This is a genomic window from Silvimonas soli (assembly GCF_030035605.1).
Taxonomy (GTDB): Bacteria; Pseudomonadota; Gammaproteobacteria; order Burkholderiales; family Chitinibacteraceae; genus Silvimonas; species Silvimonas soli.
The window spans coordinates 2,990,221-3,015,409 of the sequence record NZ_CP106736.1; the positions used below are offsets into that span (position 1 = coordinate 2,990,221).

At 56.9% G+C, this 25,189-nt stretch carries 23 protein-coding genes; 15 read left to right on the top strand and 8 right to left on the bottom strand.

The window, feature by feature from the left end; all coding sequences use genetic code 11:
* Window positions 1–148 precede the first annotated feature (148 nt).
* From N7220_RS13675 to N7220_RS13690, 4 genes are all read left to right on the top strand, one after another.
* Complete coding sequence (locus N7220_RS13675) at window positions 149–4,030, top strand: DUF3683 domain-containing protein (protein ID WP_283148082.1); 3,882 nt, start codon at window positions 149–151, stop codon at window positions 4,028–4,030.
* Between the two features lie 184 nt (window positions 4,031–4,214).
* Complete coding sequence (locus tag N7220_RS13680; RefSeq protein WP_283151446.1) at window positions 4,215–4,631, top strand: HIT family protein; 417 nt, start codon at window positions 4,215–4,217, stop codon at window positions 4,629–4,631.
* Window positions 4,628–6,250 (top strand): hypothetical protein, encoded by a 1,623-nt coding sequence (locus tag N7220_RS13685; RefSeq protein WP_283148083.1) that lies wholly within the window; start codon window positions 4,628–4,630, stop codon window positions 6,248–6,250. Before N7220_RS13680 ends, N7220_RS13685 begins: the two co-directional genes overlap by 4 nt.
* Window positions 6,251–6,470: 220 nt before the next feature.
* The gene (locus tag N7220_RS13690) at window positions 6,471–6,767 is read left to right on the top strand and encodes a hypothetical protein (RefSeq protein ID WP_283148084.1); all 297 of its coding nucleotides are present in this window, start codon (window positions 6,471–6,473) and stop codon (window positions 6,765–6,767) included.
* Here N7220_RS13690 and N7220_RS13695 read toward each other — a convergent pair.
* The 3 genes from N7220_RS13695 to N7220_RS13705 all read right to left on the bottom strand — a co-directional run bounded on the left by N7220_RS13695 (window position 6,764) and on the right by N7220_RS13705 (window position 9,466).
* Complete coding sequence (locus N7220_RS13695; RefSeq protein ID WP_283148085.1) at window positions 6,764–7,798, bottom strand: glycosyltransferase family 9 protein; 1,035 nt, start codon at window positions 7,796–7,798, stop codon at window positions 6,764–6,766. The two genes, N7220_RS13690 and N7220_RS13695, sit on opposite strands and share 4 nt — an antisense overlap.
* Complete coding sequence (locus tag N7220_RS13700) at window positions 7,791–8,573, bottom strand: hypothetical protein (RefSeq protein WP_283148086.1); 783 nt, start codon at window positions 8,571–8,573, stop codon at window positions 7,791–7,793. Before N7220_RS13700 ends, N7220_RS13695 begins: the two co-directional genes overlap by 8 nt.
* Before the next feature lie 218 nt (window positions 8,574–8,791).
* A complete protein-coding gene (locus N7220_RS13705; RefSeq protein WP_283148087.1) occupies window positions 8,792–9,466 on the bottom strand; it encodes an outer membrane lipoprotein in 675 nt (224 codons plus the stop codon).
* Window positions 9,467–9,823: 357 nt separating this feature from the next.
* Between N7220_RS13705 and N7220_RS13710 the strand changes: the two genes are divergently transcribed.
* The gene (locus N7220_RS13710) at window positions 9,824–11,029 is read left to right on the top strand and encodes an AI-2E family transporter (protein ID WP_283148088.1); all 1,206 of its coding nucleotides are present in this window, start codon (window positions 9,824–9,826) and stop codon (window positions 11,027–11,029) included.
* 13 nt (window positions 11,030–11,042) lie between these two features.
* Here the strand turns inward: N7220_RS13710 and gcvA are convergent, their stop codons facing one another.
* Window positions 11,043–11,939, bottom strand: a complete 897-nt coding sequence (gcvA, locus tag N7220_RS13715) for a transcriptional regulator GcvA (protein ID WP_283148089.1) — start codon at window positions 11,937–11,939, stop codon at window positions 11,043–11,045.
* A 108-nt stretch (window positions 11,940–12,047) separates the two neighbouring features.
* Here gcvA and N7220_RS13720 point away from each other — a divergent pair, with 108 nt between their 5' ends.
* The 4 genes from N7220_RS13720 to N7220_RS13735 all read left to right on the top strand — a co-directional run bounded on the left by N7220_RS13720 (window position 12,048) and on the right by N7220_RS13735 (window position 14,185).
* Window positions 12,048–12,305 (top strand): hypothetical protein, encoded by a 258-nt coding sequence (locus N7220_RS13720; protein ID WP_283148090.1) that lies wholly within the window; start codon window positions 12,048–12,050, stop codon window positions 12,303–12,305.
* A 3-nt stretch (window positions 12,306–12,308) separates the two neighbouring features.
* A complete protein-coding gene (locus N7220_RS13725) occupies window positions 12,309–12,707 on the top strand; it encodes a rhodanese-like domain-containing protein (protein WP_283148091.1) in 399 nt (132 codons plus the stop codon).
* Between the two features lie 373 nt (window positions 12,708–13,080).
* Window positions 13,081–13,512, top strand: a complete 432-nt coding sequence (locus N7220_RS13730; protein ID WP_283148092.1) for a hypothetical protein — start codon at window positions 13,081–13,083, stop codon at window positions 13,510–13,512.
* A gap of 244 nt (window positions 13,513–13,756) precedes the next feature.
* Complete coding sequence (locus N7220_RS13735) at window positions 13,757–14,185, top strand: hypothetical protein (RefSeq protein ID WP_283148093.1); 429 nt, start codon at window positions 13,757–13,759, stop codon at window positions 14,183–14,185.
* Between the two features lie 241 nt (window positions 14,186–14,426).
* Here N7220_RS13735 and N7220_RS13740 read toward each other — a convergent pair whose 3' ends face one another.
* Window positions 14,427–17,231: a valine--tRNA ligase gene (locus tag N7220_RS13740; protein WP_283148094.1), complete on the bottom strand. Its 2,805-nt coding sequence runs from the start codon at window positions 17,229–17,231 to the stop codon at window positions 14,427–14,429.
* Window positions 17,232–17,438: 207 nt separating this feature from the next.
* On the opposite strand from N7220_RS13740, the gene N7220_RS13745 reads away from it, so the two are divergent.
* Genes N7220_RS13745 through N7220_RS13755 form a run of 3 tightly spaced genes read left to right on the top strand, consistent with a single transcriptional unit; the run spans window position 17,439 to window position 18,439 of the window.
* Window positions 17,439–17,744 (top strand): ElaB/YgaM/YqjD family protein, encoded by a 306-nt coding sequence (locus tag N7220_RS13745; RefSeq protein WP_283148095.1) that lies wholly within the window; start codon window positions 17,439–17,441, stop codon window positions 17,742–17,744.
* A gap of 15 nt (window positions 17,745–17,759) precedes the next feature.
* A complete protein-coding gene (locus tag N7220_RS13750) occupies window positions 17,760–18,146 on the top strand; it encodes a phage holin family protein (protein WP_283148096.1) in 387 nt (128 codons plus the stop codon).
* The gene (locus N7220_RS13755; protein WP_283148097.1) at window positions 18,143–18,439 is read left to right on the top strand and encodes a hypothetical protein; all 297 of its coding nucleotides are present in this window, start codon (window positions 18,143–18,145) and stop codon (window positions 18,437–18,439) included. Before N7220_RS13750 ends, N7220_RS13755 begins: the two co-directional genes overlap by 4 nt.
* Before the next feature lie 72 nt (window positions 18,440–18,511).
* On the opposite strand, the gene N7220_RS13760 is transcribed toward N7220_RS13755, so the two are convergent.
* From N7220_RS13760 to N7220_RS13770, 3 genes are read right to left on the bottom strand one after another with little or no spacing between them, the layout of a single operon-like run.
* Complete coding sequence (locus N7220_RS13760) at window positions 18,512–19,771, bottom strand: hypothetical protein (RefSeq protein ID WP_283148098.1); 1,260 nt, start codon at window positions 19,769–19,771, stop codon at window positions 18,512–18,514.
* Window positions 19,768–20,220 carry a DNA polymerase III subunit chi gene (locus N7220_RS13765; protein ID WP_283148099.1) on the bottom strand — a complete coding sequence of 151 codons (453 nt, stop codon included), beginning with the start codon at window positions 20,218–20,220 and terminating at the stop codon, window positions 19,768–19,770. Before N7220_RS13765 ends, N7220_RS13760 begins: the two co-directional genes overlap by 4 nt.
* Before the next feature lie 48 nt (window positions 20,221–20,268).
* The gene (locus N7220_RS13770) at window positions 20,269–21,756 is read right to left on the bottom strand and encodes a leucyl aminopeptidase (RefSeq protein WP_283148100.1); all 1,488 of its coding nucleotides are present in this window, start codon (window positions 21,754–21,756) and stop codon (window positions 20,269–20,271) included.
* A 177-nt stretch (window positions 21,757–21,933) separates the two neighbouring features.
* Between N7220_RS13770 and lptF the strand changes: the two genes are divergently transcribed.
* The 3 genes from lptF (at window position 21,934) to galE (ending at window position 25,180) form a co-directional block, all read left to right on the top strand.
* Entirely contained in the window at window positions 21,934–23,001 is a 1,068-nt protein-coding gene (gene lptF / locus N7220_RS13775) for an LPS export ABC transporter permease LptF (RefSeq protein WP_283148101.1), read from the top strand.
* A complete protein-coding gene (gene lptG / locus N7220_RS13780; RefSeq protein ID WP_283148102.1) occupies window positions 22,998–24,077 on the top strand; it encodes an LPS export ABC transporter permease LptG in 1,080 nt (359 codons plus the stop codon). Before lptF ends, lptG begins: the two co-directional genes overlap by 4 nt.
* Window positions 24,078–24,169: 92 nt before the next feature.
* Window positions 24,170–25,180, top strand: coding sequence for a UDP-glucose 4-epimerase GalE (gene galE, locus N7220_RS13785; RefSeq protein WP_283148103.1), 1,011 nt, complete (start codon window positions 24,170–24,172; stop codon window positions 25,178–25,180).
* The last annotated feature ends 9 nt before the right edge of the window (window positions 25,181–25,189 follow it).

Sequence of the window (25,189 nt, forward strand, 5' to 3'; positions counted from 1 at the left end):
TGCACCAGAATTGTTGCAACTGCACACTCGCCAGCCCTTATTTGATGCCATTTGGAAAAACCCCAGTAAAAATGGGACTTTAGCTCCGCGTTTTTTCGATAAAATCGACCTTTAAACGTTGATTAAAAAAACCGCGAGCGCCCCCGCCATGGCCGATACGACCGCCGCAATCCCTGCTGACCAGCAAGATCGCCTGCGTGAAATTCCTTATAACTACACTTCTTTTTCTGATCGGGAAGTTGTCATTCGCTTGTTGGGTGACGATGGCTGGCAGACTTTGCAAGAGTTGCGCCGTGAGCGCGTAACCGGCCGTTCTGCCCGCATGTTGTTCGAAGTGCTGGGCGATATCTGGGCGGTAAAACGCAATCCGTACCTGGAAGACGACCTGCTGGACAACCCCAAGCGGCTGGCCATGCTGGTCGACGCCATGAAGCATCGTTTGTCTGAAATCGAAAAGCGCCGCGATGGCAACGACAAGGTCGGCATTCTGGTGGCCCGTGCACGTCAGGCTGTGGATGCGTTCTCTAATGGTTTCCGTGACACCGCCGCGCTGCGCAAAAAAGTACTGCGCCTGCTGGCTGGCGTAACTCGCCGCGACAATATCAATTTTGATGGTCTGGCCCGCGTTTCGCACGTGACCGATGCGACTGACTGGCGCGTTGAATACCCGTTTGTGGTGCTCAACCCCGATACCGAAGACGAAATGGCGCCCATGGTGGCGGCCTGTATCGAGCTAGGCCTGACCATCATCCCGCGTGGCGGCGGTACCGGTTATACCGGCGGCGCTGTGCCGCTGACGCCCATGTCGGCCGTCATCAACACCGAAAAACTCGATCTGCACAACGGCGTGGAAATGCGCCGGATTCCGGGCGTGGATCACGAAATCGCCACCATCCAGTGCGGGGCCGGTGTCGTTACCCGCCGCGTAATGGAAGCCGCTGAAGAAAAAGGCCTGGTGTTTGCGGTTGATCCGACCTCGGCCGATGCCTCCTGTATTGGCGGCAACGTGGCCATGAACGCCGGTGGCAAGAAAGCCGTGTTGTGGGGCACCGCGCTGGACAATCTGGTGAGCTGGAAGATGGTTGATCCAGATGGCAACTGGATGTTCATCGAGCGGCTGGACCACAATCTGGGCAAGATCCATGACGCTGAATCGGCCAGCTTCAAAGTGGCGCGCTACAAGCCCGACGGCAAAACGCTGATCAACGAAGAAACGCTGGTCATTCCAGGTAACAAGTTCCGCAAAGTGGGCTTGGGCAAGGATGTGACCGACAAATTCCTGGCCGGTTTGCCGGGCATTCAGAAAGAAGGCACGGACGGCATCATCACCTCCGCACGCTTTGTACTGCATCGCTTGCCCGCGCATACCCGCACCGTATGCCTGGAATTCTTTGGCGAAGTCAGCCGCGCCGTGCCCGCCATTGTGGAAATCAAAGACTACATTGATGGCCTGACTGGCGTGCAACTGGCGGGTCTGGAGCATCTGGACTGGCGCTACGTGCGTGCCGTGGGTTACACCACCAAGGCCAAGAGCCGTGGTCGCCCGAAAATGGTGTTGATCGCTGACATTGTGTCGGACGATGAAAACAAGCTGGGCGAAGCCGCATCGCAAGTGGTGATGATCGCCAACCGCCGCAGCGCCGAAGGCTTTATTGCCGTCACCAGCGAACAACGCAAAAAATTCTGGCTGGATCGCGCGCGTACCGCCGCCATCGCCAAACACACCAACGCGTTCAAGATCAACGAAGACGTGGTGATTCCACTGCCGCGCCTGGGTGAGTATTCCGACGCCATCGAACGCATCAACATCGAGTTGTCGATCCACAACAAGCTGGAATTGCTGGATGCGCTGACCGGTTTCTTCACCCGTGGCCGCTTGCCGATGGACATGAGCGATGCCGCTGTCAGCCACGATGAGCTGATCGCAGACCGTCGGGAATCGGCCATCAGCCTGATCGCCGCTGTGCGCACCCGCTGGCAGTGGCTGGGGGACAATCTGGACAGCGCGTTTGAGTCGTATACCGATGCATGGCCAGAAGCGCCGCTGGAACGGGTTGTGACCGCCTCTGACGCGCCACAAAGCGTTTATCACGGCATGCGTGATTACGTACTGCGCGTGTCGTACAAGCGTGAGCTGCTGGCTTCGCTGGAAGCGTTGTTTGTGGGCCGTACCGACAAACCCATCATGGATGCCGTGCAAAAGCTGCACGAGCAAGTGCTCAAGGGCCGGACCTGGGTAGCGCTGCACATGCACGCTGGTGATGGAAACGTGCACACCAATCTGCCGGTGAACTCCGACAATTACGAGATGTTGCAGCGGGCGCACCATGCCGTCGCGCGCATCATGCAAGTGGCGCGTGATCTGAACGGCGTGATCTCGGGCGAACATGGTATCGGCATTACCAAATACGAGTTCCTGACCCACGAAGAACTGGCCCCGTTCGAGGCCTACAAGCAACAGGTTGATCCGAATGGCCGCTTCAACAAGGGCAAGCTGTTGCCCGGAGCCGATCTGACCAATGCCTATACGCCCTCGTTCAGTTTGCTGGGTGCAGAGTCGCTGATCCTGGAACAATCGGGCATCGGCAATATCTCCAATATGGTCAAAGACTGCCTGCGCTGCGGTAAGTGCAAGCCGGTGTGTTCGACGCATGTGCCACGCGCCAACCTTTTGTACAGCCCGCGCAACAAGATTCTGGCCACCGGTTTGCTGACCGAAGCATTCCTGTATGAAGAACAAACCCGCCGTGGCGTGTCGCTTAAGCACTTTGAAGAACTGGGCGACGTCGCGGACCATTGCACGGTATGTCACCGCTGCGTGAATCCGTGCCCGGTGAAGATCGACTTTGGCGATGTGTCGATTGCCATGCGCAACTTCTTGCGCGATGAAGGCCAGAAGAAATTCAACCCGATGACCGCACTGGCGATGGGCTTTTTGACCATCAAAGACCCGGCCACCATCAAGCTGATCCGCAAGGTGACGATCGAGTGGGGCGGCAAAGCGCAGCGACTGGGTTATCGCATCGGTAAATCGCTGGGGCTGATTCAGGGCGTGCTCAAGCAACCGCCATCAACTGAAGGCGGCAAGCCAGCGCTCAAGACGCAGGTGATCCACTTCATCAACAAGCCGATGCCGGGCAATCTGCCCAAGAAAACCGCACGGGCGTTGCTGGATGTGGAAGACGCCAGCGTAGTGCCGGTGATTCGTGATCCGCAATTGCAGGTTGCCGAGCAAGATCGCGAAGCGGTGTTCTACTTCCCGGGTTGCGGCTCCGAGCGTTTGTTCAGCCAGGTTGGCCTGGCAACGCAGGCCATGCTGTGGCACGTCGGCACCACCACCGTGCTGCCGCCGGGCTATCTGTGTTGCGGTTATCCGCAGACTTCAGCCGGGTTTGAGGACAAGGGGAACAAGATCACCACCGAGAACCGGGTGTTGTTCCATCGCGTGGCCAACACGCTGAACTATCTGGATATCAAGACGGTAATCGTCTCTTGCGGCACGTGCATGGATCAACTGATGAAGTATCAGTTTGAGCAAATCTTCCCGGGTTGCCGCTTGCTGGATATCCACGAATATCTGTTGGAAAAAGGCGTCAAGCTGGAGGGCGTGAGCGGAACGCGTTACATGTACCACGAGCCATGCCACACCCCAATGAAGGTGTACAAGGGGATCGACGTAGCCAACGAACTCATGGGCAGTAAAGTTGATCTGAATGACCGGTGTTGCGGCGAGTCGGGAACCTTCGGCACCTCGCAGCCTCACATCGCGACTCAAGTACGGTTCCGCAAGCAAGAAGAAATGGAAAAAGGCGCGGGCAAGCTGCGCGCTGAATCGGGCGCCGACGCCAAGGTGAAAATCCTCACTTCTTGCCCATCGTGTCTGCAAGGTTTGCATCGTTATGATGACGATGCCAATACCGATGCTGATTATATTGTGGTGGAAATGGCGAAATACGTGCTGGGTGAGAACTGGTTGCCCGAGTATGTTGAAAAGGCCCGTACTGGCGGGATTGAACGCGTTTTGCTGTAAAGCCGGCGTGGTTCGCAGCACCTTATAGCGTTGCGCCCGAGAGACGGGGCAGGCGCGTACCGTTCCTGCCACCTTTTCGACCATCGGTCAGCTACAATGGCTTTCGGGGTGTGACAGCATTCATGCCCCGATTGTTTATGCTGAATGGTTGTTTATAATCCGGCGCAAACATAAGGAAATCGTGATGGAAGGCGGGTGTGTTCTGTGCAATGATCATGATCAAGTCGTGCTGTGGCAGGATGAGATATGTCGGGTGATTTGGGTCGATGACCCGGACTACCCGGGTTTCTGCCGCGTCATCCTTAATCGTCATGTTGCCGAAATGACCGATTTGCCGGCACAGGAAAGGGATTGGCTCATGGAGGTGGTTTTTGCCGTGGAACACGCTGTACGCGATACGCTTCATCCCGACAAAATCAATCTTGCCAGTCTTGGCAATATGGTGCCGCACGTGCATTGGCACGTTATCCCGCGCTGGAAAACCGACCGGCATTTTCCTGCCGCTGTCTGGGCCGCGCCGCAAAATGAGCATCCCCAATTGCCTATCAGTGCAGCCATGATCGAAAGCCTGAAACAACGTATTAGCCAGCTCACGCCATGACCCAGACTGATTTGCTTCCCGCCTATCACGGAACGGCTACACCGCCCTTTACCGATGCCCGATCGGCCAAGGCGTGGCTGCAATTGTTGCCGTTGATTAACGCCCCAGTGGCGCAGGCCGAACTGGTCGAGGCAATTGCTGCGCTCAACGCCAGTAATATTCCACCTTACGAATCGCTCAAAATTCTGGAGTTGTTCCGCGAAGCTGTGCATCTGGTGCACCACACGCTGGCGGATCGGTATCTGGGTCGGGCTGTGCCATTTGGCAAAGATGAACTGGCGGCATGGGAAGCAGCATTGTCGCTGTGGTCGCATATGGCCCTGGCTTATGGCCGTTGCTGGCGCGCAGCGCTGGAAGGGCAATCCGACGTACTGGAACATCTGGCCTTGCTGGCTGAACGCAGCCTGCGCTACCAGTGCTTGATGGTGCGCGAGCATTTGATGGCCTACCAAGTGGTTTCCAGCGAGTTATGGAAAACCATTTTTGCTTATTACCGCATTGCCGAAGCACGCGGCATTGCCGAGAAACCAGCCAAAGACAGCTTGCTCAAGGCCGCTGGCGTGGCGACACCGCAGAGCGTCTTCATTCATGCGTTGTTGCTGGCTGGTGCCAGTCCGTATCACTTTACTGCTCGCCAGATTCAATGGCTGGATGAGCGTCTACCTGCATTGGCGCCGCGCGCCCCGCTGGAGCGCGAAGCCCGCGCCTTGCCTGGTCGTGGCAGTTTGCAGATTGATTTTGATGATCCCGGTCCACCGCGGCGCACTGAGCCCCGGATGGATGGCCCCAATGTGCTAGAGATTGATACCTATCAGCTGGCACAGGCGTTGTCGCGGCGTATCAAGCTGCTGCGCAACGGGGAAAGCCCGGACAAGTTAGGTCTGGGGGAGCAATTCGCGGGTAGCGTGGTGGAAACCTTGCTGGTCGAGCTCTATCGCACCTGGTGCGAGCAACTGTCTGATCGTTCATTGCCGCGGCATATTTCCTCGCGGCAGATTGAAGTTGTGTTTGGCTTGCAGCGGCAACATCACGCCGCAGCGGGTGGCACGTTCCATCTAATGGAAGAACAGCAAGCGCTGGACCAGCAAGATCTGGTGCGCTTGCAGTTGTTCGGCCAGTCTGCCGCCGCCGCTAACGCGGTCGCGCCAGTTGATCCGGCTAGTTATGCCGAACGTTGGCAAGTACGCAACGAGTCGGCCAACGGTATGCAATTGGCCCGGCCGTTACATGAAGGCGCACGGATTTCGCTGCAGCAATTGCTGGCGGTCAATCTGGGTGGTCGCTACTTTGTCGGGGTAATTCGCTGGTTGCAGCAGGAAGAAACCCAGGTCGTCGCCGGGATTCGCTTGATGCCAGGGGCGCCGCAAGCAGCGGCAGTGCGACCGGTCGATATGGTCAATGCCGGTCGGCGTAGCTGGACAGAATGTCTGTGGTTGCCAGCGGCTCCGAGCTTGAAAGCGCATCCAGCATTGTTGCTGCCAGTGGGCTGGTTCCGCCCAGGGCGTCTGGTGGAATGGTGGGATGGCCAAACCACGCGCAAAATTCGCCTGGAAACGGTGGTGGAGCGTGGCGTCGACTTTGAGCGTGTTCAATATGTGGTCTCTACCGCTGCACGCTGAGTCTGTTTATCCAGCGTGACTTTGCTGGGGATATACCTACGGGCGCCTGAATGGCGCCCGTTTTGTTTTGTGTTCATCTCGGTTTGATTTTCCGAACACGGGGCTGTCACTTGCTATTCACAATCCTGACGTAATTATTCCACATGCCCTTCAGACGGGCGGTGCAATAGGGCGTCGGCCAGGGTCTAAAGTAAGAGAACGACAAAATTCGGAGACACGCATGGCAACCCAATTGCTGTCGTTGGGGCTGATCGGCGTACGTTTGTACGACAGGATTCTTACTTCATCGGCTATTTATCCCGGCGAACTGGCCGACCATATCGTTGACGAAATCAACATGTATTTGCTGCGGGCTAACGAGCAGGAAAAGGTGCTGCTGTTCCACCTTGCGTGCGAGGTCCATGAGTCGCTAGATGACATCTATGCGCGGGTCGATGATCTGGAGACACGGCAAAGTATTTCGTTATTGATGGATGTGCTGATTCAGCGAGCCAGGGAACTGGCACGACATCATTAGTCAGTCCCAAGCCGGGAGGGGAAGTGACCTGGCCAATGCGCCCAGCAGTTCCCGGCCTCAATTTCATCAACTGCAGTAAGGGCATGATGCAGCCCCCGCAACTTGCCCGACATATCCAACTGTTCAGCGGTGCAGAGTGGATAATCGACAACGCGCAAAGCTGGATCAATCCCCATAAATAAAGCGTGGCACGGTGTTCCCAGCCCGGCGGCGAGATGGATGGCCGCGCTGTCGACGCTAATCATCTGCCTGGCTCCTGCAATGACCGCCAGCAGTCGCGGGAGCGAGTCAGACCAGTCGCTCAGGTCGTGCCACCCGGGTAAATCCAGTGCCGCAAAGCCAGCCAGCGGAGCATATCCGCGCTCGATCAGTTCTTGCGCATATCGGCGCAGGACATCCGCGGGCATGGTGCGCAAAGCGGAGCTGGCGCGGTGGCAAAGTAGTGTATAGCCAAGCGGAAGCCATGCCGGCAGAGCGGGGCGGTCAATATCTTGCAGCCAATTGTTGCACCGCGTTTGGGCGGAGAGCGTTGCTGGGTCAAGGCCGAGGCTCATTGCAAAGAAGGCATGCATTGGCTGTGCATTAAAGGCCGGTCGATACATGAAATCTGCCAGATCAACCCATGTCGCCGCCCGGTCGTTTAGCGCTGATAGCGGTAGCGGCAGCGTTTGTGCGTTCACAAAGGCGCTGGCTAATGTGTAAATCTCGTCCACGTATCGGGGCGCATTCGGGCTGCGATGCAAGGTGATTTGCAAATGTGGATAGCTTTGCTTGAGGCCGTGCAATACGGCCAGTCCGATGACCGAGTCCCCCAAGGCAACACCCATGCCATTGAGAATGTGCAAGGACTGGGTGTTGGCATAGTTGATATGAACCGGTGCAATGTTGGCATTGTGTACTTGCAGCAAGTCAGCGAGCGGCGTGAATGCGCTGCGCGGGGAGGATAGATAGGGCAGGTCATACGGCAGCCAGACCAAGCCATCGCGATCAACGATGGCCTGGGCGCTTAATCTCTCGGGCGCATCAGCCATGTTTCTTGGAGACGGCCGGGCTGTAAGTGGTCGGCGTAATGTCCAGATACCCGACAAAGTCGCCGTTATCCCGCTGCAGCGCGATCATGCACGCGTCAAATGAGCCATGTAGAGGGAAAAAAGCCAGCTTTTGCTGTGTGGTCTGGTGGGCCTGCAGAAAGTCATCAAGCTTTTTCTGTTGTCCTTCTGGAAGCTTGGCGGGCAGGGCGAGGGCCGCTTGCACGATCTGTGGCCAATGCTGGTTGACCGGTTCCAGCCGGGTCATGAGTTCCGCCGGAAAGGCCTGATTGGTCATTTCGGCGACAAACATTGCTACACTTTCCTGGGTGTTTTGGGCAGGCCGCACTGCCATCAATGCCGGGCGTTGTGTGGCAGCATCACGCTGCTTTTCCAGCGCACCCCAGGTTTTACGATCTTTCGGGAGGTCCGCGACCCGCACTGTCTCAAAACCTCGATCAACAAAGATGGTGGCATAAGGGCGTTGGGTATAAAGCGTGATTACCCCGTAAATCAAGGCACCAATCTGTACCGCGGCAATGACGCCAACGTCCATACGCAGTTCACGCATGCTTTTGGTTTTGGAGAAAACAACCAGCGTCAGTAAAGGCCCCAGTATCAGATCTACCGAAGCGGTAATCCGCAGGCCTTGCCATAGGCCATTGATCTTGTAATACGGCCACGGGTAGCAAAAGTAGACCAAGGCACTAATGATGACCGTGAATACAACCACGCTGATGAGCAAATGAATTCCGGCTGCTTTTAAACGTCTGACCATGACTCTGGCCTCTCCTCTATAGAAATTGCGCAGCAGGAGATTACCGCAAGCGGGGCCAGGATTGAATGTATCTCAGGTGGAGTGCGTGTTAGCCGCGACATCTGGTGCCAAATCGGGCCGGATCAGGCATTTTGGCTTTTGGGTTGGTGCTAGAGAAGGCATAAAAAACGGCGCCAAATCGGCGCCGTTTTTCATCCTTGCGGAACTTGCTGCCTGGATTACTGATCCAGTACCAGCGTTTCGCCTGAAGCCCGCACGCGGTCGCCGGCAACAAATGCTGGTTTCTCTTTGTAGGTGTAGGTACGCGAGTTGCCGTCATCAAACTGCACATGAACTTGGTAATCGGTCTCGGTGCGGACATGCTTTTCAACGGTATTGCCCGCCAACGCGCCACCCACGGCACCCACTACAGTTGCCACGGTACGGCCACGACCATTACCTACCTGGTTACCTAGCAAACCACCTACCACACCACCCGCGACTGCACCACCACCCGAAGACTTCCCTTCCTGCGTCACCGTTTGCACGCTGGCTACGCGACCGCATACGGCACAAACCTGCTTGGCTGGCTGGGCCTGGTTGGATGCGTATTCCTGGCCCTGGTTATTGGAGGTGGCGCGTTGATTGGTGCTGTGCTTGGGTTTGGGGTGTGGGGTCGCTTCAGCAACCGGGGCGACCGCTGGCACTTGTGTTGCAACCAGTTGGGCCGGGATCGAGGCCTCAGGTGCGGATGCGACAGCAACCACCGCTGGCACGCTTGCCGCGAGTTGTTCGGCATCGGTTTTGGGTGCGCCAATCCAGCCAGCCATATGGGCAACGGCAACGCCGCATGCAATAACCACTGCGCCGGCAGCGGTCAGAATCAATGGGTGAAGTTTCTGTTGTTCAGACATGAGGTTGCTCCTTGAAACGTCCCTGCAGACGCGATGTCTTTGTTTTAATGTGGGCGGATTCTAGCTTTGAGTTGCGGGACGCACAGTGAGCGCGTCCACACCAGACCTGTTCTGGTTGCCACTCGATTGCAGCCGCAGCAAGCTTGTCATTGCAATATGACAGGATTGCTCCGGCAAAGTGCCTGTTGTGGGCGTTACGAAGTTTCTCCGGCTGTATCGCTATAGTCCATGTAATCTGCTTTGTCGGCCCGAATGCGTAATTTCAGTCCATACTTACATTCGCTTGCAGCAGGTTCTGGCGGCATCTATCGCCAGAGTTCCTACAATGACACCGTTGATCTCACTACTGCCTGGAATATGACCGACACCGCCGACAAAAAAGAGTCTAAACATACCTGGATCGAACCCGCGGTCGCGACTTGCGCAGTGGTTGGGCTCATGTTGATGTCCTATCAGATATTGGCGCCCTTTGTGGCCGCGCTGATCTGGGCGGGCATTTTAGTCTATGCCACATGGCAGCCCTACATGCTGCTGGTGCGACTGTGTCGCGGTAACCGCCTGTTGCCAGCGGTGGTGATGCTGCTGGTGTTCACTTTTGTGATCGTCGCCCCGATGTTGATGGCCGGGCTGGAACTCTCGGCCAATGTCGACCAGATATCCGGTTGGTTGGAAGGGCATATTCAGGCCGGTTTGCCCACGCTGCCGGACTGGGTGGTCCGCGTGCCGTGGGCTGGTTCGCACATTGATACATTCTGGCAGGGCATTGCCAGCGGTGATCCAGAAGTCATCAACCGCATCAAAGAATGGAGCAAGCCGCTTGGGGGATTTCTGCTCAAGATGGGCGCGGCGGTGGGCAGTGGTGTGCTGGTGCTGTTTTTGAGTCTGGCGTTTTCGTTTTTCTTTTATATCAGCGGCCATGAGTTGATTCACTGGCTGATGATCATCCTGCGCCGGATTGGCGGTCAGCGTGGCCAGGAATTGATGCTGATTGCCGGTGGCACGGTACGCGGCGTGGTGTACGGTTTTATCGGTACCGCCCTGGTACAAGGTGCGCTGGCCTGGTTTGGTTACTGGATTAGCGGTGTTCCCAACGCCGCGGCGTTTGGCTTGGTGTCATGCTTTTTGTCGCTTATGCCGGGCGGCCCCAGCTTGTTGGGTCTGCCAGTGGCACTGTGGCTGTATCACGAGGGCAGTACTACCTGGGCGATCTTCCTGGCGGTCTGGATGGTTGGCGTCGTCGGCATGGCGGATAACGTGGTCAAGCCCTTGCTGATCGGTAAAGAAAGCAACCTGCCATTTGTGCTGATCTTGATCGGCGTGATCGGTGGCGCGATGGCTTGGGGCGTGATGGGGGTGTTTCTGGGGCCGACTTTATTGGCGGTCAGCTACACTTTGCTGCACAACTGGGCGCGCTTCGATGTGGCCGATACCGTGCTTTCGCCGAAGGAAGTCAGCACCCCGGTGGTGGTCGCGCAAGAGGCTGCCGCCGATGCCGCAATTGAGTCAGTACCCGCTCAAGTACCGCTGGTTACGCCAGACCAGGACGCAACCACTGCCCGCTAGTTGCAGGCCTCCATCAACCGGCGCTGGCTTTCTGTTTCAGCCATGCCACAAAAGTAGCGACGGCTGGCCGCCATGGCGGGGCCTCTGGCGCCACAATCCAGTAGGCACCCGGCATGGGTACGGTCAAATCAAACAGCTTTACCAGTTTGCCCGATGCCAGTTCTGGTTGAATCAATGATGCCCGAGCCAGACCAATGCCCTGACCTTCAGCTGCAGCTTGCACCAGCAGGGCCGAATCGTTGAACACCATGCTGCCTTGGGGCTCAGAACCCGCAATGCCGGCGGCCTCAAACCAGCGCGCCCACGGCTCGGTGTCCGAACGCAGCAGCAAATAACGGGAGAGGTCCGCCGGACGGGCGGGTAAACCTCCCGCCAGATGCGGGCTGGCAACCACCACAAACTCGTCATCCATCAAATGCTCCAGGTACAAGCCTGGCCATTTGCCTTCACCGACCCGAATTCCCAGATCGATATCTTCTGCCGCCAGGTTTTCCCGGGTTTTGGTTGAACGTATCCACAACTCGATATGCGGATGCTGGCCAATAAATTCACCCAGCCGCGGCGTGAGCCACTTGGCCGCAAACGAAGGCAAGCAGGTAATGACCAGGCGCGGACGCTGCTGCTCTTGCGCAATCGCAGAAATCTCACTGGCAATAGCGCCAAACGCGCCATTCAACGTGCTCGCCAAGCGTTGCCCTTGTGGTGTCAGCACCACGCCACGTCCGTGGCGGGCAAAGAGCTTGAACCCCAGTTGCGATTCAAGTGCCTTGATCTGATGACTGATCGCCCCGTGAGTCACAAACAATTCGTCGGCTGCGCGTGCCAGATTGCCCAGCCTGGCGGCAGCCTCAAAGGCCCGTAACGCCGACAACGAGGGCAAGCGGCCGGGTGATTTTAATGGTGAATCCATTTCATCTATCCGTGCAAAAACAATCGATTGTCATATACCACTGCAAGCATAAAAATCCTTACATAGCAGCAACTAAAGGCTGCTCTGCCCTGAGTCAGGAGGATTGTGATGGTGAATCAATCTATCAGTATTTTGCTGGATTTGCACAACGCAGAAGTGATCGCAACCAGTGATCGCAGCGTGCGGATCATTAGCGGAAACGCGTGGTTGACCGATGCTTCTGGTCAGGACGTGCTGCTGGCGCAGGGCACTCATTATCAAGGTTGTGGGCTGACAGTGATCGAAGCGCTGGATGACGCCCGTATTGAATTCGGACCGGTGCGAACCAGTGCCACGACGTTAAGAAAATTTTTTCATGGAGTGTGACCGATGGACGACCAGTTTCAGTATTACTCGCGCAAGCTGCAATACGAGATCGATGCCGCTGACCTGATGCATATTCTTAAGACCAGTAAAAAAGTCGTGATTGTCGATGCTCGCTCTCCAGAGGCCTTTTTGAATGAGCACATCCCCGGCGCAATCAGTTTTCCTCATCGGCAAATGTACGAGCACACCACCGACGTGCTGGCGCGGGATGTCTTGTATGTGACGTATTGCGACGGAATCGGCTGCAACGCATCGACTAAGGGCGCACTACAACTGGCACGGCTGGGCTTTGAGGTGCGGGAGTTGATTGGTGGTCTGGACTGGTTTAAACGCGACGGCTATGCCACTGAAGGATTGCTGGCACCAACACAGCCCGTCGCTGAAGTGGTTTGCGCTTGCTAGATAGATGTCGCTCAGGGGCAGAAGCGGAACGGTTGATGAGGGTGGGGGACTGCAGGCGCAGTTCCCCACACTTATGTTTGTGGCTCGGGTTTATGAGTACCCCTCGCTACTTGGTAGCATCGGCACCTGCGCATGCCGTCCCGTGTATGGTTTATTGAAAGCTGCAAGATTCAGATGCTTTTCCGGTGATTGCTCCCTGCTGCATACTCCAATTCTGACGGCGGATTCAGTGCCTCGCTGATGGCCGCATCCTTGGCGCCGTAGCATGCTGTCTATTCGCTACTTCATAGCGTAGCCGCACAGGGCCGGGGTAAATTGCGGTTGTGCCAGAGCGGGTAACGAGCACTAACAACATCTACAAAAGGAAATCGCCATGACCAAACACTTCCTGATTGCAGCTATGGCTGCTGCGGCGCTCACGCTGGGTTCTGCCGCTAGTTACGCCGACGATGACCACAATGATCATCATCAGTCGCATGAGCAAGACCAACATCATGGCCACGATGACGATCACCACGATCAAGGTCATCACGATCAAGGCCACGCGCATCACGCACCGCCGCCCCAGCAAGACCGCCACTGGGCTTCCCGCGACGATTGGCGCCGCGCCCATGCCAAGCACCTGAAGGGCAAGTACTTCGATGACTGGCGCACGGGTTATCGCTATCAGCCTGGCCAGTATGTCTGGTACAACGGTCGCGCCTATGAGCCAGCGCGTCCGCTGAGCGAAGCCGAAGTGCGCATGACGCCAAATCTGGGCTCCGGAATCTGGCTGGATGTAACGGCGAGTATCCCGCTGAACTAAAACAGTTCAGCAGCAGTTGGCATTCATGAAAAATGGCAGCGCCAGTCCGGGCTGCCGTTTTCTATTGCTGGCGCGGGTTTCCACGATGTTTTATTGATTTTTAGTCTCGAAATGGCGAACGATAACCTGCGGTGCGGCTTTCGGATCTCGTAACAATGAGTACGAATTGTTAACTGCCTAACAGTGAGTCTGTCCGAACCCGGGCACGATGATTCCCATGGCAACACAGAACAAGGAGAACATCATGAAGACAGCACGCAAGCAACATTGGGCAACCCTGCTGGTCGCACTGGTTATGACCGGCAGTATGACTGCCGCTTTTGCTGACCACGACCACGGTGATGATCACTGGCACGATGACCATCATGACCAACGGCACGACGATCGCGACTGGCATCATGACAACGGGCACGGCCATGGTTATGGCCACGGGCACTGGGATCACGATGACAGCCGCTGGCATGAGCGGTGGCGTTGGGATGGCTGGCAGCAAGCGCATTACCATCATTTCAGCGACTGGCGCCCAGGCTACGTCTATCAGCCGGGTCAATGGGTCTGGTATCAGGGCCACGCCTATGAAGCCCGGGTTCCGGTCACTGCAACTGTGAATGTGGTGCCGATCCGTTCGCCGAATGCCTGGCTGGATATTTCGGCGTCCATCCCACTGAATTGAGTGTGATGTGTCGGAGATAAGTACGCAGGATGGATTAGATGTCGCCCGACAAAACATTCGCTCAATGAGCGTGAATGTACGGAGCGCCAGCTTCTGCTGTTGAGCATGCGTCCCCGTACTCCGCCCGGTACGCAAATGAAATACAAAAGGCCCGCCTGATCACTCAGACGGGCCTTTTGCTTGCGGGTGAAACACGGAGTTACTGGTTCAAGACCAGCTCCTCTGCATTAGTACACCACACTTACGCGCCTAACTTGGCCAGTTGTGCCGCCAGTTGCACCAGCTTGCCTTCCAGTTCAGCGACCTGCGCGCGGTCTTTTTCTACGAGATGCGCTGGCGCTTTGTCGACGTAGCCGGGCTTTTCCAGCTTGGCTTTCAACTTGCCCAAACCGTCTTCCGTCTTGGTGATTTCCTTGGTCAGGCGCGCGGTTTCTGCGGCCTTGTCCACTTCTACCTTCAGCATCAGACGGGTTGTACCTGCCACGGCAATCGGAGCGTCATCGACCGGCAAAGTGGCAACGATATGCACTTCGGACAACTTGCATAGCGGCACCAGATACGGCGCGAACTTCTGCAACGCAGCGCCACCTTCGAGGAACAACGGCGCTTTCTGTGCCGGTGACAGACCCATTTCGCCACGCAGGTTGCGGGCAGCAAAGGCGAGCGCCTTGAGTTCCTCAACATCGGCGTTGGCGGCAGCGTCAATCTTGCTTTCATCGGCAATCGGCCATGCGGCCACCATGATTGACTCAGTGGTTTTGCGACCGGCCAGCGGCGCAACGGTTTGCCACAACTCTTCGGTAATGAACGGCATGATCGGGTGGACCAGACGCAAGATCACTTCCAGCACGCGAATCAAGGTGCGGCGGGTAGCGCGTTGCTGGGCTTCGGTACCGTGTTGGGCCGAAACCTTGGCCAACTCGATATACCAGTCGCAGTATTCGTTCCAGACGAACTCGTAAATGGCTTGTGCGGCCAGATCGAAACGGAAGGTATCCAGCGCCAGGGTGACGTTTTTCTCGGCCTCTTGCAGCTTGCCGATAATCCAGCGATCGGCAAAACCGTAATCCAGTTCTGGCTCTTTGCCATCGACCAGGTCAAAGCCGCAATCCTTGCCTTCAACATTCATAAGCACGAAGCGGGTGGCATTCCACAACTTGTTGCAGAAGTTGCGATAACCTTCGCAGCGCTTCTGGTCAAAGTTGATGGAGCGACCCAGGCTGGCCAGACTGGCAAAGGTGAAGCGCAGCGCATCAACGCCATACGCCGGAATGCCATCCGGGAATTCTTTCTGGGTTTTGGCCGCCACTTGCGGGGCTTTTTCTGGCCGACGCAAACCGGTGGTACGTTTTTCCAGCAACGGTTCCAGCGCGATGCCGTCGATCAAATCCACCGGGTCCAGCACGTTGCCCTCGGACTTGGACATCTTCTTGCCTTCACCATCGCGCACCAGTCCGTGCACATACACATGCGTGAACGGCACCTTGCCGGTGAAATGCGTGGTCATCATGATCATCCGGGCAACCCAGAAGAAAATAATGTCGTAGCCGGTAACCAGCACGGAGGAGGGCAGGAACGCCTTCAGTTCATCCGTGTTGTTGGGCCAGCCCAGCGACGAAAACGGCACCTGGGCCGAACTGAACCAGGTATCCAGCACATCGTTATCGCGGGTTAACGGCTTGCCACCCGATTGCGCCAGTGCTTCGGCTTCGGTACGGGCCACATAGACCTTGCCATCGGCATCGTACCAGGCGGGGATCTGATGCCCCCACCACAGCTGGCGGCTGATACACCAGTCTTCAATGTTCTTCAGCCACGCCTGGTAAGTGTTGACCCAATCGCCCGGTACAAACTGCACCTGGCCATCGTCGACCACATCCAGCGCTTTTTGCGTGATGCTTTTGCCTGTGGCGTCCGGCTTGGTCATGGCGACAAACCATTGGTCCGTCAGCATCGGCTCAATGATCGTGCCGGTACGATCACCGCGCGGCACCATCAATTTGTGTTTCTTCACTTCAACCAGGAAGCCTTGGGCTTCCAGATCGGCAACGATTTGCTTGCGTGCGGCAAAGCGATCCATGCCCTGGTAAACGGCTGGCGCTTCTTCGTTGATTTTGGCATCCAGCGTCAGGATGGAAATCTGCGGCAGATTGTGGCGTTGACCCACGGCGTAATCGTTGAAGTCGTGCGCCGGGGTCACTTTGACCACGCCAGTGCCGAACTCTTTATCGACGTAATCATCAGCAATGATCGGCAGTTCGCGATCACACAGCGGCAGCTTCACCGTCTTGCCGATCAGATGCACGTAGCGCTCGTCTTCCGGGTGCACCATCACCGCCACGTCGCCCAGCATGGTTTCCGGGCGGGTGGTGGCGACGGTCAGGTGGGTCAGGCCGGTTTTGCTATCGGCTTCGACCAGCGGATAGCGGATGTGCCACAGATGGCCGTCTTCTTCTTCGCTCACGACTTCCAGGTTCGACACCGCCGTGCCCAGGACCGGGTCCCAGTTCACCAGACGTTTGCCCCGATAAATGAGGCCTTGTTCGTACAGCCGCACGAAGACTTCGGTCACCGTGCCGGACATTTTGTCGTCCATTGTGAAATATTCACGGCCCCAGTCTACGGACGCGCCCATGCGGCGCATCTGGCCCGTGATGGTGTCGCCCGATTGCTGCTTCCATTCCCACACTTTCTCAATAAACGCAGGGCGGCCAAGGTCATGGCGCGAGATACCTTGAGCATCCAGTTGGCGCTCTACCACGATCTGGGTAGCGATGCCGGCGTGGTCGGTGCCAGGCAGCCACAGGGTGTTATCGCCTTTCATGCGGTGATAGCGTGTCAAACCGTCCATAATGGTTTGATTGAAGGCGTGACCCATATGCAAAGTGCCGGTCACATTGGGCGGCGGCAACTGGATGCAGAACGAAGGCGCGTTCAGATCCATGCTCGGGCTGAAATAGTTGGCTGATTCCCAGCGCGGGTACCAACTGGCTTCAATGGCTGCCGGTTCAAAGCTCTTGGCGAGTTGTTCGAGTGCTGTGCTCATGTATGGGACCGGGTTGCGATGCAAAACCGGGAATTATACTGTTTTGGCAGCTATCCGGCTGAAACTGCAAGCAATTTGCCCGGGGCAAGCAGCAAACTTGCGGCAGTGCGGTGATGTCTGACGCAGTTTTAGGCCATATCGAGCTTGGATAAAGCAGGAAATGTCCCACAATGAAGTCTTGTTGCAACGCACTTTGGAGAAACCACCATGTCTGTGAATTCAAACGAAGAACAATTGATTGATGATCTGCAAACCGTGTTGACCGATACCGAAGAGCTGCTGCGCGATGCGGTAGGCGAGACCGGTGAAAAGGCGCGTCTGTTGCGCAGCAAGATCGCGGCCAACTTGCAAACCGCCAAGGCCAAACTGGGAGAGACCGAGCGACTGGTCTCCGAAAAAGCCAAAGAAGCCGCCAAGGTGACCGATGAATATGTTCACGATCATCCGTGGCAATCGATTGGTATCGCGGCAGGCGTGGGCTTTTTGCTCGGCATGCTGGTTTGCCGTCGTTAACCGGGCGGGAGCCGCATGAGTGAAGAACGTGACGCCCACGATGCACATCATCGTGGGTTGGCGCAGCGCCTGGCCTCCAGTCTGGTGGGCCTGGCGCATAACCACCTTTCCCTGCTGGGGCTGGAACTGGAAGAAGAGCGCGAGCGTCTTGTTCTGGTTGCCGCTCTGGTTCTGGTTGGCGCTGGCGTGGTCTGGCTGGGACTCGGGGTACTGTCGGTTGCTGTGGTGTGGTGGGTCAGCGAGCAATGGCGCTGGCTGGCCTTGCTGATCGTGGCCGCAGTTTATCTGTTGGGTGGGCTGGTTTGTCTGCGTTATGCCTGGCAAACCGTAACCAGTGCGCCCAAGCCTTTTGCCGCTACGCTGGAGCAATTGCGTAAAGACCGGGAGCAATTTTTGCCATGAGTACACTGACACGGCGCGAATTGCGGGAGCTACGCAAGACGACTTTGCAACTGCAGGCGGATGCTCACCGCATGCAACTGGCCCAGGATTGGGAAACCCTGAGGTCGCCCTTCAAAAAAGGCAAAGCCGCACGCGGGATACTGAGTGCTTTTACTGGCCCGGCTGGCTTCGTTGATGTAGCCACGGTGCTGCTGGCCCGTGGCCGTTTGTCGTGGATCGCCAAAGGCTTGCCGCTGGCTCTGACTGGCTGGCGCATAGCACGCGCGATACGTAAATGGCTGCACAAAGCCTGAATCACATGCCCTGAATGAATTGCGGCGGTGAGGTTGAGCTCACCGCCGACAATTGCTATGTCGTTAGCAAAATCAGCTTTGATCCGTGGCTGGATTAGCATTGCCATTGGTTAGCCCGCGCGTCTGCAGTTCTTCGCGTACCAACGCATCAATCCGTGGCGCTAGCCGTGCTTCCAGTTCCATGCCGACTTGATCAATCATGCGCGTGAGTGCTTCGCCGTACAGGGTCTGCATCATTTGCGCGAAGTGACGGCGGGTGAGTTGCTCGACCTCTGTCGAGATATCCACCGCCAGATGCGCCGCCACACTGGCCGTCATTTCGCTGATGGCTGCTTCGTTCATCCATGAAAGCGCTGCCACCGGCGGGGGTTCGGCCACTATGGCTGGTGTGGCTTCTTCCTGTTGAGCCTCAGCCAGCTCATTCAATAGTTCAGGCTCTGCAGAGTCCTCTTCGCGGAAAGCGTCCAGATCAAGTTCCAGCGGCGTTTCGGTATCGGCTTGCCAATCGACCGAAACGGCTGAGTTGTCGACTACTGGTGGCTCGTCCATTACATAGCCAACGCTGACCGACGCTGCCAGTGTTTCGGCGTCGTCTACAGGCGTTTCGTCGGTCCACCACGGCGCTACCGGCGACCAGTCTGGCGCATCGTTGTTGGCTGAGGCAGCGACTGGCAGTTCTGCTGCTGGCAACGCCTCTGCCACGGCTGCAAACGGATGGGCGAACTCGTTAACTTCATCGGCCTCTTCCCAATGCAAGGTGCTGCCTTGCGGTGAATCGAGCGGCGCTTGATCTTGATGGAACTCATCGACAAAGGTATCAACCGACGAGGCTTCGGTTGCCCAGTCAGGTTGGGTCTGGCTCGTTGCCGCAGCGGGGTTCGACTCGTCATTGGTCACATCGGCATCGGCATCGACCGGTGCCGCGTTCAGTTCCGCTTCAGGCTCTTCTGTCAGCGGCTCGATCTGCGGCGTGCTGCCCGGCCCGAAAGGTGCCCGCTCGCGTAACAGTGATTCCAGGTCCAGCAGGGGCAAGTCGAGAAATTCGGGGTCTTTCTTTGGTGTCTGGATTTCGACGTGAACGACTGGCACCGGTTCTATTTCAACTGGCTGTGGCGACAGGAAATCAGTCGGGTCGAACATCAGGCTGCTAGCCGGGGTCATGGCGACTTCAGTCAGCACCGGGATCGGGCCCTGATCTTCGGCGACGTCGGTCAGCACCGGCAGGATGTCTTCTTCTTTACCGCGGATATTGCCGCGGTGGCGCGCCAGCAACGCATCCATCTTGTTAAACAGCGGGTTTACGCTTTCTTCATTTTCTTGATCTATCGTCACGCTTGCGCTCCGCCTGCACGCTTGCGCGCCAGTTCCAGCATGTCTACGGCAACGGGGGTCATGCCCAATCCTTGCCAGGTACGCCAGCGCTCCCGAGCGGCAAGGCGCTCGTTTTCATCTTGCGAGACTATTTCAATAATACGTTCGTGTTCGGCGAAACCGTCTGGCACTTGGCCGGTCCAGTTGAACAACACGTTGCGCGAGGGCAGCAATGCCGGGCGAAAATCAACGACGACAGGCGTTTGCGCTGCGATGTCTTCGTTCGCCCGGCAATGCGGCACAAAGCTGGTATGCGGTGTATCCCACAATACCCGGTCCAGCCGCAGAGCCTCGGCCTCGCTGGCGGCGAGTACCGAGATGCTGAGGTTTTGCGCCACGGCCTTGCCCACGAGCTGGGCTAGCGCCTGCTCGCGGTTTTTCACGTTGAAATAAAAAGTGATCTGGGCCATGGCTACTTTGGGCTGGGTAACAAGCGGGCTATCTTACCGCATCGGGCCTTATTTCTTTTTCGCGGTTTTAGCGGCGCGCTGGTTGAGGAATTCCACCAGCATTGGCACCGGACGACCCGTGGCACCCTTGGCCGCACCAGACTTCCATGCAGTACCGGCGATATCGAGGTGAGCCCAGTTCACGTCTTTGACGAAACGTGACAAGAACACCGCTGCGGTAATCGAGCCACCCGGACGGCCGCCGATATTGGCCATATCCGCAAAGTTGGACTTCAGTTGTTCTTGATAGTCGTCCCACAACGGCATACGCCATGCTTTGTCGCCGGAAGTGCCAGCTGCTGCCAACAGTTGCTCTGCCAGTTTTTCGTCATTGGCGTACAAGCCTGTCGCGATATGGCCCAGGGCGATCACGCAAGCACCAGTCAGCGTGGCGATATCGATGATGGTTTCCGGTTCGTACTTCGCGGCGTATGTCAGCGCGTCGCACAGTACCAGACGGCCTTCAGCATCGGTGTTCAGCACTTCAATGGTCTGGCCGGACATGCTGGTGAGAATGTCACCTGGCTTGTACGCATTGCCAGCTGGCATGTTTTCGCAAGTAGCGATCACACCCACCAGGTTGATAGGCAGCTTCAGTTCAGTCACGGCCTTGAATACGCCCAGCACGGTGGCAGCACCGCACATGTCGTATTTCATTTCGTCCATGCTGTCGCCCGGCTTGAGCGAGATACCGCCCGAGTCAAACGTAATGCCTTTACCAACCAGCACCACTGGCTTGCCCTTGCCGCCTTTGTATTCCAGGGTAATCAGCTTGGGCGGTTCGATTGAACCCTTGGCCACGGCCAGGAATGAACCCATGCCGAGCTTTTCCATGTCGGCAGCTTCGAGCACGTCCACTTTGATTTTGGCTGCTTTGCCCAGCGCTTGCGCCTGGGTTGCCAGATAGGTCGGAGTGCAAACGTTGCCCGGGGCATTGCCCAGATCACGGGTGAAGTTCACGCCATGACCAATGGCCAGACCTTGTTGCAGGCCAGCTTGGGCCGCATCCTGGTCGGCTTTTTTGCTCACGGTAATGTTTACATTGGTGAGCGTCGCCACAGGTTCTTTTTTGGATTTGAACTGATCAAACCGGTAGCCTTCGAAAACAAACGCTTGCGCGACGATGGCGGCAGCGGTTTCGATACCCAGGGTTTTGCCTGCAACCAGCAACAGGTGAACACCGGTGCTGGTCGCCTTGCCCGCGATCACTGCTTTGGCAGCGGCGCTGGCTGCAAGGCGCAAGGAAGCTACATCAGCGGTTTCGCCGGTCTGCACCAAAACCACGCGGCGCAATTTGCCGTCCAGCGTCACGTGCGTGCTCAAAATGGAGCCCGCTTTCTCGCCCGGTTCACCGTTGGCAACCAGCGCGGACAACACGCCCGAGGTGGCCGAATCGAGCTTTGACAGGCCTTGTGCCAGCTTTTTGCCAGCGACGGGCAGCACCAGTGTCTCAGCGGTGTCTTTTTCGGGGGGGGTGAGATTAATGATATATTCCATGGTGTGGACCTCCGTTGCGCTGATATGTGCAACTTATCTATTGTTGGTGTGAGCCCTTTTGGGGCTTGAGTTTGTGGTGGACCGCCGCATTTGCATGCAAAATGCATGAAAAACGCGGATGGTCCGGTTCCAGGCTCGCGTGATTATTTCCTGTCCCCCCTTATAAGTCAAAAACGCATGCTTTTTCGCAAGACCCTGATTCAGGAAATGACGTGGGTAGCCATGGCGGTGTTCGCCGTGTTGCTGCTGCTTGTCATGACCACACAGGTCGTGCGCTTGCTGGGCCAGGCCGCCATTGGCGCGCTGGCCTCGTCTGCGGTCTGGGCCATGATGGGCTTCGCCGCAGTGCGCTACCTGCCTATTCTCATGTCGCTCATGTTGTTCGTTTCCGTGCTGGCGACCATGACGCGCCTGTGGCGTGACAACGAGATGGTGATCTGGTTCGCCAGCGGCCGCTCCATTCGCAATTTCATTGCGCCGGTGCTGGAGTTTGCGCTACCGGTGGTGGTGCTGATTGCCGTGCTGTCGACCGTGGTGTCGCCATGGGCGCTGAAAAAAGGCAATGAGTTCCGCGAGAAATCCATGTCGCGCCAGGAAGTGACACAGGTCGCGCCCGGCGTTTTCCGCGAATCCCCTTCGGCCGATCGCGTCTATTTCGTCGAGAACTTTACCAATCAGACCAACGCTGGCAACAACGTCTTTGTGCAGATGAAGAAAGATGGCCGCATCTCCATCATCATGTCTGAGCGTGGCGGCATGTTTCTGGATAAGCACGATGAACGCTGGCTGTGGCTAGGCAAAGGCCGCTCCTATCAAGGTGAGCCCGGCAAGATTGCCTATGACACAGTGACGTTCGATCACGCCCAATTGCGTATTGAAACCACAGATCGACCTGTTTCCAGCCCGACCACTCAGGCTACTGCAACCATGCAATTGCTGGGCAGCGATAACCCCGAGAAACGCGCAGAAATGGCCTGGCGTATCGCTTTGCCGTTATCGGCCTTGATTCTGACGTTGGGGGCTATTCCTCTGGCGTTCTTTAATCCACGCGGCGGCCGGGCACTCAACCTGGTGGTGGCGGTGTTCGTGTACTTCGTTTACTACAGCATGGTCAATATCATGCAGGCCTGGATTGCTGGCGGCAAAGTGCCGCTCTGGCTCAACATGTGGCCGCTACATATTCTCGCTGCGGGGCTGGTGGTTGGCCTGTATTTCTGGCGCAGCAAAAGCCGGAGCGTGTCATGAAAATTCTGGCACGTTATCTGTTCCGTCAATTGACGGTATTCATTCTGTTCACCCTGGCAGGCTTGCTGGCGCTGTACAATTTTTTCGATTTGATTGGCGAACTGGGCGATCTGGGCAAGGGCGGTTATCAGCTCTCCGACGCGTTGCTGTATGTGCTTTTGCAAACGCCTTCCAATGCCTACAACCTGTTGCCGATTGCCGTGCTGATTGGCGGGATTTTCGCCTTGTCGACGCTCGCCGGGAATGCTGAGCTGACCGTGATGCGTGCGGCCGGGGTGTCGGTCAAACGTTTATTGAGCTGGCTGCTGACCATTGGCGTGTTGTATGGCGCGGTGACGTTGCTGCTGGGCGAATATGTTGCGCCGGTAGCCAAGCAAGCGGCTAACCAACACCGATTGGCTGCGACCAAGGCCATGCTGGTGGGTGAATTCCGCTCTGGCGTCTGGGTGAAGGATGGTCACCAGATTGTGAACATCGCCGAAATGCTGCCCGATCTCACCATTCTGGGCATCCGCATTTACGAATTCGGCGACAAGATGGTGCTGAACCGCATTCTTGAAGGCACCACCGGCAAGTACAAAGGCAACGGTGAATGGCAACTGCAGGATTCCGCCGAAACCCGCTTTGCGCCGAATGAAGGCGGGGTGAGCATGACCAAGGCGGCGGCGGGCAACTGGGCCACGTCGATCACGCCGGAAATGCTGGCGGTGTTGCTGGTCGAGCCATCGCAGATGTCGGGTCGCGCCTTGTATAGTTATATCGATCACTTGCGCCGCAACAACCAGAAAACTTCACGCTATGAGCTCGCCTTGTGGGGCAAGCTCTTTTACCCGCTGGCCTGTTTGTCGATGATCGTGATTGCCTTGCCGTTTGCGCAGACGCAGCGGCGCAGTGGCAATGTGGGCGTGCGCTTGTTCGCCGGGATCATCGTCGGGATGTCGTTCCACTTTCTGAACCAGGTTGTGGTTTATCTGGGTGAATTGCGCAGCTGGCCACCACCGCTGGTGGTGTCGATTCCGACTTTGTTCTTCCTGTTTATCGCCATTGTGATGTTGTGGCGACAAGAGCGGCGTTAAGCGCCGGTCGTTCAGAGTTATCCGATGGTATTTGCCGTCGGATTTGCTAGCATCGCTGCCACTTTCGATCACTGTTTATTACTGGAATCGCTATGCATGTATTGCTGACAGGCGGGGCGGGCTACATCGGCTCGCACACCTATATCGAATTGCTCGCTGCCGGTTTTACCCCAGTCATTTTCGATAATTTCTGCAACGCCAAGCCTGAAGTACTCAACCGGCTGGAGACCATCACCGGCAAGCCGGTGGAATGGGTCAACGCCGATATCCGCGATCGCAAAGCGCTGGATGAGGCCTTCAATCGCTGGCCGATTGGTGCAGTTATCCATTTTGCTGGTCTGAAAGCCGTGGGCGAATCAGTCCAGAAGCCGCTGGCCTACTACGATAATAACGTGGTCGGAACGGTACGTTTGCTGGAAGCCATGAGCGCCGCCAATGTCAAACAGCTGGTGTTCTCCTCGTCGGCCACCGTTTATGGTGACCCGCATGCGGTGCCTATCAATGAAGATTTTCCGCTATCCGCGACCAATCCATACGGTCGCTCCAAGCTGATGATCGAAGACATGCTGCGCGATCTGTTCCGCTCGGATTCCTCCTGGCATCTGGCCTTGCTGCGTTATTTCAACCCTGTCGGCGCGCATGAATCCGGCTTGATCGGCGAAGACCCGCAAGGCATTCCGAACAACCTGATGCCATTTGTGGCGCAGGTGGCAGTGGGTAAGCGCGACAAACTGTCGGTGTATGGACATGACTATCCGACGCCAGATGGCACCGGCGTACGTGATTACATACACGTGGTTGATCTGGCCAAGGGTCACGTCAAAGCGCTGCAAAAACTGGCGCAAGGCTCTGGTACGGTAACGGTGAATCTGGGTACTGGCCTGGGGTATTCGGTGCTGGACATGATCAAGGCGTTTGAAGTGGCCAGCGGTAAATCCGTGCCATACCAACTGGTTGATCGTCGCCCCGGCGATATCGCGGCTTGCTACGCAGACCCGGCGCTGGCGCGCAGCGAGTTGGGCTGGCAGGCCGAGAAAACGCTGGAAGACATGTGCCGCGATTCGTGGCGCTGGCAAAGCGGCAATCCCAACGGCTTCGCTTGAAAGACGTAA

Bases quoted from the DNA above. Each gene is read 5' to 3' on its own strand.
- N7220_RS13675 (WP_283148082.1), top strand. From the start codon at position 149: ATGGCCGATACGACCGCCGCAATCCCTGCTGACCAGCAAGATCGCCTG.
- N7220_RS13680 (WP_283151446.1), top strand. From the start codon at position 4,215: ATGGAAGGCGGGTGTGTTCTGTGCAATGATCATGATCAAGTCGTGCTG.
- N7220_RS13685 (WP_283148083.1), top strand. From the start codon at position 4,628: ATGACCCAGACTGATTTGCTTCCCGCCTATCACGGAACGGCTACACCG.
- N7220_RS13690 (WP_283148084.1), top strand. From the start codon at position 6,471: ATGGCAACCCAATTGCTGTCGTTGGGGCTGATCGGCGTACGTTTGTAC.
- N7220_RS13695 (WP_283148085.1), bottom strand. From the start codon at position 7,798: ATGGCTGATGCGCCCGAGAGATTAAGCGCCCAGGCCATCGTTGATCGC.
- N7220_RS13700 (WP_283148086.1), bottom strand. From the start codon at position 8,573: ATGGTCAGACGTTTAAAAGCAGCCGGAATTCATTTGCTCATCAGCGTG.
- N7220_RS13705 (WP_283148087.1), bottom strand. From the start codon at position 9,466: ATGTCTGAACAACAGAAACTTCACCCATTGATTCTGACCGCTGCCGGC.
- N7220_RS13710 (WP_283148088.1), top strand. From the start codon at position 9,824: ATGACCGACACCGCCGACAAAAAAGAGTCTAAACATACCTGGATCGAA.
- gcvA (WP_283148089.1), bottom strand. From the start codon at position 11,939: ATGGATTCACCATTAAAATCACCCGGCCGCTTGCCCTCGTTGTCGGCG.
- N7220_RS13720 (WP_283148090.1), top strand. From the start codon at position 12,048: ATGGTGAATCAATCTATCAGTATTTTGCTGGATTTGCACAACGCAGAA.
- N7220_RS13725 (WP_283148091.1), top strand. From the start codon at position 12,309: ATGGACGACCAGTTTCAGTATTACTCGCGCAAGCTGCAATACGAGATC.
- N7220_RS13730 (WP_283148092.1), top strand. From the start codon at position 13,081: ATGACCAAACACTTCCTGATTGCAGCTATGGCTGCTGCGGCGCTCACG.
- N7220_RS13735 (WP_283148093.1), top strand. From the start codon at position 13,757: ATGAAGACAGCACGCAAGCAACATTGGGCAACCCTGCTGGTCGCACTG.
- N7220_RS13740 (WP_283148094.1), bottom strand. From the start codon at position 17,231: ATGAGCACAGCACTCGAACAACTCGCCAAGAGCTTTGAACCGGCAGCC.
- N7220_RS13745 (WP_283148095.1), top strand. From the start codon at position 17,439: ATGTCTGTGAATTCAAACGAAGAACAATTGATTGATGATCTGCAAACC.
- N7220_RS13750 (WP_283148096.1), top strand. From the start codon at position 17,760: ATGAGTGAAGAACGTGACGCCCACGATGCACATCATCGTGGGTTGGCG.
- N7220_RS13755 (WP_283148097.1), top strand. From the start codon at position 18,143: ATGAGTACACTGACACGGCGCGAATTGCGGGAGCTACGCAAGACGACT.
- N7220_RS13765 (WP_283148099.1), bottom strand. From the start codon at position 20,220: ATGGCCCAGATCACTTTTTATTTCAACGTGAAAAACCGCGAGCAGGCG.
- N7220_RS13770 (WP_283148100.1), bottom strand. From the start codon at position 21,756: ATGGAATATATCATTAATCTCACCCCCCCCGAAAAAGACACCGCTGAG.
- lptF (WP_283148101.1), top strand. From the start codon at position 21,934: ATGCTTTTTCGCAAGACCCTGATTCAGGAAATGACGTGGGTAGCCATG.
- lptG (WP_283148102.1), top strand. From the start codon at position 22,998: ATGAAAATTCTGGCACGTTATCTGTTCCGTCAATTGACGGTATTCATT.
- galE (WP_283148103.1), top strand. From the start codon at position 24,170: ATGCATGTATTGCTGACAGGCGGGGCGGGCTACATCGGCTCGCACACC.